Annotated in this window: 11 protein-coding genes; 7 read left to right on the forward strand and 4 right to left on the reverse strand. The window is 68.1% G+C overall.

From position 1 onward, the window contains the following. The first annotated feature begins 65 nt into the window (after window positions 1–65). The 3 genes from N788_RS02910 to N788_RS02920 are packed head-to-tail and all read left to right on the forward strand — an operon-like array spanning window position 66 to window position 4,597. Complete coding sequence (locus N788_RS02910) at window positions 66–1,757, forward strand: ArnT family glycosyltransferase (protein WP_034220777.1); 1,692 nt, start codon at window positions 66–68, stop codon at window positions 1,755–1,757. Window positions 1,758–1,763: 6 nt separating this feature from the next. Then, entirely contained in the window at window positions 1,764–3,143 is a 1,380-nt protein-coding gene (gene trkA / locus N788_RS02915; RefSeq protein ID WP_034220779.1) for a Trk system potassium transporter TrkA, read from the forward strand. Beyond that, window positions 3,140–4,597 carry a potassium transporter TrkG gene (locus tag N788_RS02920; RefSeq protein WP_211250674.1) on the forward strand — a complete coding sequence of 486 codons (1,458 nt, stop codon included), beginning with the start codon at window positions 3,140–3,142 and terminating at the stop codon, window positions 4,595–4,597. The genes trkA and N788_RS02920 overlap by 4 nt, the downstream gene beginning before the upstream one ends. Here the strand turns inward: N788_RS02920 and N788_RS02925 are convergent. Genes N788_RS02925 through N788_RS02935 form a run of 3 tightly spaced genes read right to left on the reverse strand, consistent with a single transcriptional unit; the run spans window position 4,572 to window position 7,499 of the window. Further along, the gene (locus tag N788_RS02925) at window positions 4,572–6,080 is read right to left on the reverse strand and encodes a PH domain-containing protein (protein WP_051924294.1); all 1,509 of its coding nucleotides are present in this window, start codon (window positions 6,078–6,080) and stop codon (window positions 4,572–4,574) included. The genes N788_RS02920 and N788_RS02925 overlap by 26 nt on opposite strands. Continuing rightward, the gene (locus tag N788_RS02930; protein WP_051924295.1) at window positions 6,064–6,582 is read right to left on the reverse strand and encodes a PH domain-containing protein; all 519 of its coding nucleotides are present in this window, start codon (window positions 6,580–6,582) and stop codon (window positions 6,064–6,066) included. Before N788_RS02930 ends, N788_RS02925 begins: the two co-directional genes overlap by 17 nt. Beyond that, window positions 6,579–7,499 carry an LpxL/LpxP family acyltransferase gene (locus N788_RS02935; RefSeq protein WP_034220783.1) on the reverse strand — a complete coding sequence of 307 codons (921 nt, stop codon included), beginning with the start codon at window positions 7,497–7,499 and terminating at the stop codon, window positions 6,579–6,581. Before N788_RS02935 ends, N788_RS02930 begins: the two co-directional genes overlap by 4 nt. Window positions 7,500–7,586: 87 nt before the next feature. Here N788_RS02935 and dtd point away from each other — a divergent pair, with 87 nt between their 5' ends. Next, window positions 7,587–8,024, forward strand: a complete 438-nt coding sequence (dtd, locus tag N788_RS02940; RefSeq protein WP_034220865.1) for a D-aminoacyl-tRNA deacylase — start codon at window positions 7,587–7,589, stop codon at window positions 8,022–8,024. Between the two features lie 98 nt (window positions 8,025–8,122). After that, on the forward strand, window positions 8,123–9,976 hold the full coding sequence (gene rpoD, locus N788_RS02945; RefSeq protein ID WP_034220784.1) for an RNA polymerase sigma factor RpoD: 1,854 nt from the start codon (window positions 8,123–8,125) through the stop codon (window positions 9,974–9,976). 63 nt (window positions 9,977–10,039) lie between these two features. Here the strand turns inward: rpoD and N788_RS02950 are convergent, their stop codons facing one another. Further along, the gene (locus tag N788_RS02950) at window positions 10,040–11,287 is read right to left on the reverse strand and encodes a GGDEF domain-containing protein (RefSeq protein ID WP_034220785.1); all 1,248 of its coding nucleotides are present in this window, start codon (window positions 11,285–11,287) and stop codon (window positions 10,040–10,042) included. 717 nt (window positions 11,288–12,004) lie between these two features. On the opposite strand from N788_RS02950, the gene N788_RS02955 reads away from it, so the two are divergent. Both N788_RS02955 and N788_RS14275 read left to right on the forward strand, forming a co-directional pair. After that, entirely contained in the window at window positions 12,005–12,412 is a 408-nt protein-coding gene (locus N788_RS02955) for a host attachment family protein (protein WP_034220786.1), read from the forward strand. A gap of 70 nt (window positions 12,413–12,482) precedes the next feature. Then, window positions 12,483–12,659, forward strand: a complete 177-nt coding sequence (locus tag N788_RS14275) for a hemin uptake protein HemP (protein ID WP_084695855.1) — start codon at window positions 12,483–12,485, stop codon at window positions 12,657–12,659. Window positions 12,660–12,665: the final 6 nt, after the last annotated feature.

Consider the following 12,665-nt stretch of genomic DNA (forward strand, 5'->3'; position numbering starts at 1 on the left):
CCCGAAAGCCTTTCGGGACTGAAGTCCCTCCCACAGGCGCGTCGCGGATTTATATAGTGCTCGCGATGACAGCCGCCGATCGTCGCAACACCCTCGTCTTCTTCGCGCTGGCCCTGTTCGTGCTCGCCGCCGGTTATGGCCTGCGCGATCCCTGGCCGGCCGACGAACCGCGCTTCGTCCTGGTGGCCAAGCAGATGGTGGAGTCCGGCGACTACCTGTTCCCGCATCGCGGCCAGGAGCTGTATCCGGACAAACCACCGGTCTATTTCTGGCTGCTGTCGGCGGCCTTCGGTCTGGTGGGCAGCTGGCGCTGGAGTTTCCTGCTGCCGTCGCTGCTGTCGGCGATGGGCACGCTGGCGTTGACCTGGGACCTGGGAAGGCGGCTGTGGTCCCCGCGTGCCGGGCTGTGGGCGGCGATCGCGGTCGCTGTCACCTTCCAGTTCCTCTACCAGGGCAAGCGCGCGCAAATCGATCCGACCCTGGTCTTGATGACCACGCTGTCGTTTTATGGTTTGTGCCGGCACCTGCTGCTGGGGCCGCACTGGCGCTGGTGGCTGATGGGCTGCTTCGCCGCCGGCTTGGGCGTGGTGACCAAGGGCGTGGGCTTCCTGCCGCTGCTCGCGCTGCTGCCGTTCGCGCTGTTCGCGCGGCGGCACTGGCAGGGCCTGGCGCCGCTGGGCCAGGGCAATGCCTGGCGCTGGGCCGGCGGTGGCCTGGCCTTTTTCGCCGCCATCGCGCTCTGGCTGGGCCCGGTGCTGGCCATCGGACTGAGCAGCGACAACCCCGAGCACGCCGAGTACCTGCGCAACCTCCTGTTCAAACAGACCGCGCAGCGCTACGCCGAGCCCTGGCACCACACCGAACCATTCTGGTACTTCAGCCAGGTCGTGCTGCTTTTCTGGCTGCCGTTTTCACTGGCGCTGCCGTGGCTGCTTAAACCCTGGGCCGCCGCCTGGCGCGAGCGTGACGCACGCGTGTGGCTGCCGCTGGCCTGGTTCGGGCTGGTGCTGCTGTTCTTCAGCGCCAGCGCCGGCAAGCGCGACATGTACCTGCTGCCGGCGCTGCCGGCGCTGGCGCTGGCCGCGGCGCCCTACCTGGACGATATCGCCGGGCGCCCCGGGTTCCGGCGGCTCGTGCTGGGTTTCGTGCTCGCCCTGGCGACGGTGCTGGCGGCCGGCGGCCTGGTGGCGCTGCTGGGCGAGCCCGGGTTCGAAACCCGCCTGGTCGCCGAGCGCGGCCTGGGCCCGGAGGCGCGCTGGCTCTGGCTCATGCTGGCCGGGGTGGGCATTGCCGGCCTGGTCGCGGCCCTGGCCTGGCGCGTGCGCGGCGCCAACAAGGCCTGCGCGCTGCTGCTGGTGCTGCTGTGGTCGGGCTACGGCCTGGTGGTGCACCCGGTGCTCGACGACGAAAGTTCCGCGCGCGGCCTCATGCAGCAGGCGCGGGTGCTGGCCGGGCCCGGCACCTCCATCGGCCTGGTGCACTGGCGGGAACAAAACCTGCTGCAGGCCGTCGGCCCTGTGGCCGAGTTCGGTTTCCGCCGGCCGCCTGCGGAACAGTTGCGCCGGGGCCAGGCCTGGCTGGCCCGGGACCCGGCCTCGCGCCTGCTGCTGGTGCAGCGAACCGACGCACTGGCCTGCGCGCGCTTCGTGCCCGGTCCCGGTGCCCGCCGGGTCGGCGCGGCCAATCGACGCGAATGGTGGCTGCTGGGCCCGGACGCGCTCTCGGGCTGTTCCGTCCAGGCCACGCGAGTAGACTAGCGCCGCATGAAGATCCTCATCCTGGGCGCAGGGCAGGTCGGAACGTCGGTGGCATCGGCGCTGGCCTCCGAAAACAACGACATCACCGTCGTCGACACCGACCACCAGCGCCTGCGTGACCTGGCGGAAAAGCTCGACATCCGCACCGTCGTGGGCCACGCCTCCTTGCCCGACGTGCTCGCCCAGGCCGGCGCCGAGGAAACCGAGCTGCTGGTCGCGGTCACCTCCAGCGACGAAGTGAACCTGATCGCCTGCCAGGTGGCCCAGCACCAGTTCCGCACGCCGACGCGGGTGGCCCGCCTGCGCGAGGCCCAGTACCTGGACGTGGCCGCGCTGGCCGACCCCGAACATTCGGCCGTCAACGCCGCGATCAGCCCGGAGCAGCTGGTCTGTCGCCACGTCGAACGCCTGATCGAATACCCGGGCGCGCTGCAGGTGCTCGATTTCGCCGAGGGCCGGGTGCAACTGGTGGCCGTGCGCGCGGTGCCCGGCGGCGCCCTGGTCGGCCACGAGATCCGCGAACTGCGCGAACACCTGCCCACCGGCGTCGATGCCCGCGTCGCGGCGATCTTCCGCAAGGGCCGGCCGGTGCAGCCCGAGGGCAATACCGTCATCGAAGTCGACGACGAAGTCTTCTTCCTGGCCGAACGCAAGCACATCCTCACCGTCATGGCCGAATTGCGCCGCGTCGACGCCCGCCCGGCACGACGGCTGCTGATCGCCGGCGGCGGCAACATCGGCCGCAACCTCGCGCGCAGCCTCGAGGGCCGTTACTCGGTGAAGGTGCTGGAACGGTCCCGCGAACGCGCCCGCGGCATCGCCGAGGACCTGCTCAACTCCATCGTGCTGGTCGGCGACTGCGCCGACGAGGACCTGCTGCGCGAGGAGAACATCGACCAGACCGACGTCTATTGCGCGATGACCAACGACGACGAGGCCAACATCCTCTCGGCGATGCTGGCCAAGCGCATGGGCTGCCCGCGGGTGATCTCCCTGATCAACCGGCCCAGCTACGCCGAGCTGGTGGAGGGCGGCAGCATCGACATCGCCGTCAGCCCGCAGCTGGTGACCCTGGGCGCGCTGCTCGCGCACATCCGCGAAGGCGCACCGGCGCGCGTGTACTCGCTGCGCCGCGGCGCCGCCGAGGCGATCGAAGCCGTGGTGCGTGGCGACGCCCGCACGTCGCGGGTCATCGGTCGCGCGCTGGATGAACTCGAACTGCCGCCGGGCACCACCATCGGCGGCATCGTGCGCGGCGACAAACTCCTCATCGCCCACCACGACGTCGTCATCGAGCCGGGCGACCACGTCATCCTGTTCGTGATGGACAAGCGGGAAATGGCACGCGTCAGCGCCCTGTTCCAGACCGGGGCGACCTGGCTGTGAGCCAACGCTTCCGCGCGATCCAGCGGATCATGGGCGTCATCATCGTCCTTTCCTCGCTGACCAAGCTGCTGCCGGGTTTCCTGGCCCTGGCCTGGGACGAGGAGGGCACCGCGCAGGTGTTCTTCGGCAGTTTCCTGGCCAGCGGCCTGCTCGGTGTCTTCCTGTGGCTGCCGGTGCGCGACGTCAAGTACGACCTGCGCTTGCGCGACGGCTTCCTGATCGTCACCTTCACCTGGATCTTCGCCAGCATGGTGTCGGCCCTGCCGTTCGTGCACGGGCCGCCGCACCTCGATTACGCCGAGGCCTTCTTCGAAGCCACGTCGGGCCTGACCACGACCGGTGCCACCGTCATCGCCAACCTCGACGCGCTGCCGCGCAGCGTGCTGTTCTACCGGCAGTTGCTGCAGTTCCTGGGCGGCATGGGCATCGTGATCCTGGCGGTGGCGATCCTGCCGATGCTCAAGATCGGCGGCACCCAGCTCTTTCGTGCCGAAAGCACCGGCCCGACCAAGGACACCAAGCTGACCCCGCGCATCGCCGAAACCGCGAAGGCGCTGTGGGGCGTGTACTTCGGCCTCACCCTGCTGTGCGCGGGTGCCTACTGGGCGGCGGGCATGAGCCTGTTCGACGCCATCTGCCATTCGCTGTCGACGGTTTCCACAGCGGGTTTCTCCACCCATGACGCCGCGCTCGATTACTGGAACAGCCCGCTGATCGACTGGATCGCGATCATCTTCATGACCCTGGGCGGCATCAACTTCGGCCTGCATTTCGTCGCCTGGCGCCGGGCCTCGATGTCCGTGTACGGCAGCGATTCGGAGCTGCGCGCCTACCTGCGCATCCTGTCGGTGGCGGCGGTGGTGATCACCCTGGTCGCCTGGATGGGCGGTTCCTTCGACAGCTTCGGCGAGTCCTTCCGTCGCGCCACGTTCCAGGTCGTGTCCTCGATGACGACCACCGGCTTCGTGACCAGTTCGTTCCAGGACTGGGCGCACCCGGCGCCGTTGCTGCTGGTCGGCCTGGCCTTCATCGGCGGCTGCGCGGGTTCCACCGTCGGTGGCCTGAAGGTCGCGCGCGTGATGATGGTCGTGCGCCAGGGCTTCCGTGAGATCAAGCAGCTCGTGCACCCGAAGGCGCAGTTCCTGGTGAAGATGGGTGGCCGGCGCGTGTCCGAGTCGGTGGTGCTTTCGGTCAGCGGCTTCATCGCCATCTGGATGCTGTGTTTCGTTGCGCTGATGGTCGGATTCAACCTGTCCGGCCTGGACATCGAATCATCCTTCGGCGCCGCCGTGGCGACCCTGACCAACCTGGGCCCGGGCCTGGGCAGTGTGGCGGCGACCTGGGCCCATGCGGGCGACCCGGCGATCTGGCTGGGCAGCCTGGGCATGATCCTGGGCCGCCTTGAGGTCTTTTCGCTGCTGGTCCTGCTTACGCCGCAGTTCTGGCGGGAATAGCCGGCGTGTCCATGGTCGCGGCCAGCTGGTCGCGCAGGGCCATGGCTTCTTCGGCCGGCAGGTAGCGGATGCGCAGCGGCGGGTCGAAGGGACTGGCGCCGACGGTGTCCATCAGCAGCGTAGCCATGCCGTGGTAGCGGTCGATCGGCGACTGCATCAGCGACAGTGACTGGATCTTGCGCACTTCGGCGAAGCGCCAGCGCTTGTCCAGCCAGCCCTCGCGCACGGCGATGACGCCAGCTTCCTCGCTCCAGCCGGCATAACGCGCCCAGACGATGGCGCGCACCAGGAACACCGGCACAAGTGCCAGTGCGGCCAGTCCGGGCAGGCCGTGGAACCAGGTCAGCGCGCCCGCCAGGACCACGCTGAGCACCGCCGGGAAGGTGAACTGCCGGCGCCAGGCGCGATAGTGCAGCCGGCGCCAGGCCTGCATCGGCCAGCGCCCCACGGGCAACAGGTGCTGGATCAGCGCGTCCATGGCGGTGGGCGTGGCCAGCGGGGCCAGGTCGCGCAGCGACCGCTGGTCGTTGGCGGTGTCGATCGATGCGCTGTCCACGCGCAGCCCTTGCCGGCCGAACCAGCGGTAGAGCAAGCCTTCGCGCAGGCTCCAAGCCTGGATGCGCGAACGTGGCATGTTGGCGCGCAGGCGGGTCAGCAGGCCGCGCTGGGCGCTGAGCCGGCGGCCCTGCTCGGTCAGGGTGAAACCGTGGAATTGCAGCAGCGCCAGCGCCACCGACAGCAGGCGCATCGCCACCACGAAGAACAGCAGCAACAGGGCGGCGCCGATCAGCCAGCCGATCCAGTCCAGGTGCTGGTTGCGGCCCCAGTCCACGGCGTCCCTGGCCCAGGGTTCGACCAGCACGTCCAGCATGTCCGCCTGCGCCAGCAGGCCGAACGCCGCCGCGACCGCGACGACGCCGCGGTTGGAGATCAGCCCCAGCTTGATCACTTCGGTCGTGGGCATCGACAGCAGCACCCGGCTTTCCGGGGCCGCCGTCGCCCCGTCTTCGCCGGTGGACGGCGCATCGGCGCCCTGTGCCCGCACCAGTTCTTCCAGGGCGTGGGCATCGGCGAGCGACAACACGCGCATCTCGGCCTCGGGCTTCATGCCGCCGGCGGACTCGAGCCGGACCTCGGCGACGCCGAATACGCGGTGCAGCAGCGACTGGTGCAGCGCCACGTTGTGCACGCGCTGGTAGGGGATGTGCCGGTGGCTCTTCTGGAACACGCCGCTGCGGATGACGATGCCGTCGCCTTCGACCCGGAACCGGTAGAAGAAGTACTGCAGCAGTGAAACCAGCACCAGCACGCCACCGCCGGCCAGGCCCCAGAGTTCCCAGGAGTTGCCGCGGCCGGTGAACAGCAGCACCAGCAGCGGCAGCGCGAAGCTTTTGAGCTGCTGGATCAGCACGAACAGCCAGGACCACGGATGCAGGCGGCGTTCGCCGCCGCCGGGGTTGATCGACTCAGAGGCTGTCGTCATGGCGATCCGTTTCCGGCAGCAGGGCGTCGCGCAGGGCCACGGCGTCGTCGTCGAGGAACCCGGACTGGCGAAGCGCGTGCATGCGCGTGCCGGCCGTGTGCACGACCAGCGTGGCCAGGCCGAAGTGGCGTTCGATCGGGCCGCGTTCCAGGTCCAGGTGCTGCACCCGGCTGCGCGGGACCAGGATTTCCTTGTGCCAGATCACGCCGCGGCGCACGCGCAGGCCGCCGTCGTCCAGGCGCCAGTGGGTGCGGCGCCAGCGCGTCCGGGCCCAGGTGGCGAACACCACCGCGGGCAGCACCAGGGCCACCAGGCCCAGGCCGAGCTTCGCCGCCAGGCCGACGTCCAGCGCCACCGCCACCGGCACCGTCGCGGCGATGCCGACGAGCAATCCCCAGAACGCCGCAACCCCGGCGCCGACCCGCCGCGCCGCCGGTGCCAGCGGCTGCCAGTCGGCGGCGAAGGGTTGGAAGATCGGGGCGGCAGGGTCGAGTGCGGTCATCCGGGTTCCTTGCGCGGTCGCGTGTAGGGGTTGGGCTCGCCCGAACCGGGCGGCCTGAGTGTGTAGCGTTTGTAGGTCCACTGGTACTGTCGCAGGTCACGTCGCGCCACCGCTTCGACGGCGGCATTCATCGCGGCCGTGGCCACGTGCAGGTCGTCGCTGGCGATGGCCGCCGGGGCGCTTTCAAAGCGCAGCATGAAGCGACCATCGGCCAGGCGTTCGGCGTAGCCGACCAGCACCGGTGCGCCGGTGCGCGCGGCCAGCTTGGGGATCAGGCTCAGGGTCAGTGCCGGCACGCCGAAGAATGGCGCGAACTCGCCGCCGCCCAGCTTCGGCTGGTGGTCGGGCGTGATGCCGACGGTTTCGCCCGCTTGCAGGGCCCGCCAGAGCGGCCGCATCGCATTGGCCTCGGCCGGCACCAGGCGGACGTTGTCGCCACCGCGGGCCAGCCTCAGGAAGCCGTCGCCAGCGGCGCTTTCCGGCACCCGGTACACCAGGCTGAAAGGCCCGCGGGCGGCCATGAACTCGACCAGCAGCTCCCAGCTGCCGTAATGCGGCGCCGCGACAAGCACGCCGCGACCGCCGCGCTCGGCGGCTTCCAGCACCTCCAGGCCTTCGCAGCCGGCCACCAGGCGCAGGGTGTCGGCGCGGCGGGCGGTCCACAGGCGCAGGGTTTCCAGGGCGGTGCGTCCGGTTTCGCGCATCACCGCGCGCACCAGGGCTTCGCGCTCGGTCTCGGGCATGCCGGGCAGGGCCAGCTCCAGGTTGCGCCGGGCCACCCGCGGTTCGCGGCCGTTGGCGCGCCAGGCCAGTTCGCCCATCGCCGTACCCAGCGCGCGCTGCAGGGCGCGGGGCAGGCGGCCCACGGCCCAGGCAGTGGCGTACAGGGCTCGGCTGGCGAAAGGCACGGAAGGCATCGCCGGAGTGTAAGGGAATCGCCAATTCGCCCGGTCGCAAGGCCGGCGGGATTGACCCTCCGGGCGCCCCACGGCGACGATGCCGGCATGATCGCCCTCATCCAGCGCGTGCTTGAAGCCAGTGTCCGCGTCGACGACGAAACCGTGGGCGCCATCGGCCCCGGCCTGCTGGCCCTGGTGGCGGTCGAGCCGGGCGACGACGAGGCCCGCATCACCCGCATGGTCGACCGGCTGTTGGGCTACCGGGTCTTCGCCGACGCCGAGGGCCGGATGAACCGGTCCCTGGCCGACACCGGCGGCGGCCTGCTGCTGGTCAGCCAATTCACCCTGGCGGCCGACACCCGCAGCGGCATGCGACCCGGCTTCAGCACGGCGGCCGAGCCGGCGGCGGCCCGGGCCGGCTTCGAGCGGCTGCTGGCCGCCTGCCGGACCCGGCACCCGGTGGTTGAAACCGGGCGCTTTGGCGCCCACATGGTTGTCAGCCTGGCCAACGACGGCCCGGTGACCTTCCGGCTGCAGACCTGAGGCGCCCAAAAACCCCGGTTTATCAAATAGATAGCTAGGTGGTTTGGCGTCCTGTATACTGCGCGGTTCCATTTTCCCTCGTCTCGGGACACGTTTTCATGGCCAACGATCGACCGGCGCAGCAGTCCGAAATCAAGCAGCTGATCAGCAAAGGCCTCGAGCAGGGTTACCTGACCTATGCCGAGGTGAACGATCACCTGCCCGACGATATCGTCGACGCCGAACAGCTCGAAGACATCATCGGCATGATCAACGGCATGGGCATCGAGGTGCACGAAGTTGCGCCGGATGCCGAGACGCTGCTGCTGTCGGATTCGTCGTCGCAGCGCGATTCCGACGACACCGCCGCCGAAGAAGCCGCCGCCGCGCTGACCGCGCTCGACAGCGAGGGTGGCCGCACCACCGACCCGGTGCGCATGTACATGCGCGAGATGGGTTCGGTCGAACTGCTCACCCGCGAAGGCGAGATCGCCATCGCCAAGCGCATCGAGGAAGGCCTGAACCAGGTCCACGCCTCGCTGGCCAGCTTCCCGTGGTCGATCCAGCTGCTGCTCGAGGACTACGACCAGCACCTGGAAGGCAAGAAGCGCCTGAATGAAGTCGTGGTCGGTTTCCTGGGCGAGGAAGAGCCCGAAGAAGCCGTGCCCGAGGCCGCCACCGCCAGCGAAGACGACAGCGAGTCCGAGGACGACGACGACAGCACCGACGGCGACGAGGAAGAAACCGCGGTCGACACCGGCCCGGACCCGGCCGAGGTCGGCCGGCGCATGGACGCCCTGAAGTCGCTGTACACCAAGTTCCAGAAGACCCACACCAAGTACGGCTCGACCGACAAGAAGACCATCAAGGTCCGCGAGGAGATGGCCGCGGAGTTCCTGCGCCTCAAGCTCCCGCTGGCGCTGATGGACGCGTTCGTCCGCAAGCTGCGCGAGGTGGTCAATTCCATCAAGGAACACGAGCGCAAGGTGCTCGACATCTGCGTGCGTGGCGCCCGCATGCCGCGCAAGGACTTCCTGCGCGCCTGGCCGGGCAACGAGATCAACCTCGACTGGGCCGACGAAGTCATCCGCCGCAAGCAGAAGTGGGCTTCGGGCGTGCGTGAGCACAAGGACGACATCGTCGCCGAGCAGCAGAAGCTGGTGGGCATCGAACAGTCCCTGTTCCTGACCCTGCCGGACATCAAGGAAATCAACCGCGCCATGGCCTACGGCGAGGCCAAGGCCCGCAAGGCCAAGAAGGAAATGGTCGAGGCCAACCTGCGCCTGGTCATTTCCATCGCCAAGAAGTACACCAACCGCGGCCTGCAGTTCCTCGACCTGATCCAGGAAGGCAACATCGGCCTGATGAAGGCCGTGGACAAGTTCGAATACCGCCGCGGTTACAAGTTCTCGACCTACGCCACCTGGTGGATCCGCCAGGCCATCACCCGCTCGATCGCCGACCAGGCCCGCACCATCCGCATCCCGGTGCACATGATCGAGACCATCAACAAGCTCAACCGCATTTCCCGCCAGATGCTGCAGGAAATGGGTCGCGAACCGACCCCGGAAGAGCTGGCCAAGAAGATGGAGATGCCCGAGGACAAGATCCGCAAGGTGCTCAAGATCGCCAAGGAACCCATCTCGATGGAGACGCCCATTGGTGATGACGAGGACTCCCATCTGGGCGACTTCATCGAGGACATCAGCATCGAGTCGCCGATCGACGCGACCACGAACCTGGGCCTGATGGAAACCGTGCGCGACGTGCTCGCCGGCCTGACCCCGCGCGAAGCCAAGGTGCTGCGCATGCGCTTTGGCATCGACATGAACACCGACCACACCCTCGAGGAAGTCGGCAAGCAGTTCGACGTCACCCGCGAGCGCATCCGCCAGATAGAAGCCAAGGCCCTGCGCAAGCTGCGCCACCCGACCCGCTCGGAACAGCTGCGCAGCTTCCTCGACCTCGAATAAGCCCGCCGGTCCACTGGCGCAAGCATGAAGCCCCGCATCCGCGGGGCTTCATTGTTTCAGGGCTCAGTCGCGTGCCTCGACACGATCGCGCCCGTTGGCCTTTGCGCGATAGAGGCGGCGATCCGCGGCTTCGATGAGCTGCCCAAGTGTCTGGCCGTCTTGTGGCATGGACGCCACTCCGAAGCTGGCCGTCGTAGCCACCGGGCTGATGCCCCTCTCGTGCAGGGACGCGACTTGGAACCGCAGCTGTTCCGCGATGCCGATGGCGCCGGACAGCGCGGTGTTGGGCAGGACCATGACGAATTCCTCGCCGCCGTAACGACAGAGATAGTCGGAAGGTCGCCGGCCGCCCGCGAGACAGGTTGCGGCGGCCCGCAGCACCGCGTCACCGACCCGGTGGCCGTGGGTGTCGTTGATCTGCTTGAAATGGTCTAGGTCGATGAACATGAGGGAAAGCGGATGCTTCGCCCGCGCGCAGGTGGAGACATCGTGCTGTGCAGTGACGTCGAAGTAGGCGCGATTGAACACTCCCGTCAGGCCGTCGTGCATGGCCTCGCGGCGCGCCAGCTCGTACTTCTGGCGGTAGGTGAAGATCGCGAAGATCTCGCGCGGCTTCCCGCCCTGGAAAAACGCGAACGGTTCCCGCTCGAAATGGTTGAGGTAGGTCGTGCAGACCAGCGCGTAACCGGTGGCGACCATCGTCTTGCTGAGCACCGAGTTCAACAGCGTCACCCAGTACTCTGCCGCCGGCGCGTCCCAGAACACTGCGGTGATGAAGACCAGGCTGTCGAAGGCGAGGACGGTGGTAAGGGTGGCTACTATCGGCAGGAACAAGCCGCGGGCCCACCGGGCGAAGAACTCGTAGAGCACCACCACCAGGACGGCGTCGACCGCGAGCAGGACGGTGCCGAGTACGAGCGTGCCACCTCCGTAGAACAGGCTCCTGGCATTGAGCCCCGGTCCGTTGAGAACGGAGGGATCCTGTACCTGGAGCGACAGCAGGAACATCAAGGCACCGGCGGCTGCGTTGGCGGCCAGCAGGGCGAGGATCAGCCGCCGTGCCTCCGGGGCGTCTTCGCGCAGGTAGACCAGCAGCACCCCCACCAGGCCGGCACTGAACATCACCGAAGAGCCGGGGCTGAACACCAGGCCGAGGCTGGTCGGCACGAAAATCGTCGCGGTGAGCGTCTGCAGTACCTGCAGCGCGCCAATGAACACGTACATGGGCGCGAGGCCGAATCTCTGGCGAAGGCCGAACAGCAGGAGCAGGGTCAACACGGCGATCCCTGCCTGCAGTGAGATGCCCAGCATGGTGACTCCTTGGCCGGCAGCGAGTGGCGACGAGGTCAGCACCCCGATTATGCAGCCTGCCGGCCAATCCCGCCGGGCTCGGATTGGGGGCAATCGAAGGCTACGCCCATCCGGTACCGCCGTTTTCGTTATACGATTCCCCCACGGGCCTATAGCTCAATGGTTAGAGCAGGGGACTCATCGAAAGGTGTCGCCGCCCAGGAATGGGCGGACGAGAACGGGATGAATTCAGGGAAACCGCAGCGGCGTGGCGACACGGCCGGCGGCAATCCTGAGCCAAGCCGGCGGTACACCGCCGGAAGGTGCAGAGACTACCTGGGGGCTCGAGTGCCCTTGATGACAGGCTAGAGCGTCCCGCACCCCACTCGCCGAGGCGAAGGGTGAAGAGATAGTCCGCGCCGGGGGAAACTCCGGGACCACGCGAATCCCTTGGTTCCAGGTTCGAGTCCTGGTGGGCCCACATGAATCCCGCGCAAGCGACGCCACGAAGGGATTCACGCCCAGGCTGCGGAAGTTCGCGCGTTCCGCCCGCATGCAGCAAGGCCGCCGCGATCGCGATCAGCAAGCTCAGGCGGGTCAGCATGGTCCGTCCCCCGGGGCGAGTGAACGAACGATACGGGATCCCCGGACATGGCCTGAACGCCATAACGGGCCACTCACCCCAGGTTTATGAGAGTTGCGGGACAGTCGAGGTCCATGACCGCAAGGAAGACACCCATGACCAAGATCGCCGAGAACGCCCTGATCGTCGTCGCCGATGGCGAAGGCGCCCGCCTGTTCCGCAACCAGGGCACCCCCACGGCCATCTCGCTGCACCAGTTCGACCTGATCGAACTGATGGACACCGGTGACCAGGGGCCGGGTGGCAGCATGCCCGGCGAAGCCTCCGACAAGCAGATCGAAGAAGCGACCTTCGCCAAGCTGCTGGCCCAGGGGCTCAACGAAGGCGCGCTCAACCATCGCTACGAGCAGCTGGTGCTGGTGGCCGACCCGATCACCCTGGGCCGGATCCGGCCGCAGCTGCACAAGGAAGTCCAGCAGCGCCTGGTCGCCGAGGTCGCCAAGACCCTGACCAATTCGCCGATCGGGGACATCGAGAAGTCGCTCAAGGCGCTGGCGGCCTGACCGGCAGGGGGGTGCTTGACACGCAAATGCGAATCATTATCATCAAGGCCGAACCCACCCGGAGCCGGCCATGCACGTCTCGCATCCCCCTGTTTCCCCCTCCACGCCGGCACAGCGCGCCCCGAGCCAGGCCGACCACGACAGCCGTGAGCTGATGCGTGGCAGCCGCGAGGTGCTCATCCGCCACGGCGACCAGGTCTATCGCCTGCGCCACACCCGCAACGACAAGCTCATCCTGGTGAAGTAGCCGGGG

Origin of the sequence: Arenimonas donghaensis DSM 18148 = HO3-R19 (genome assembly GCF_000743535.1) — a bacterium.
GTDB lineage: Bacteria > Pseudomonadota > Gammaproteobacteria > Xanthomonadales > Xanthomonadaceae > Arenimonas > Arenimonas donghaensis.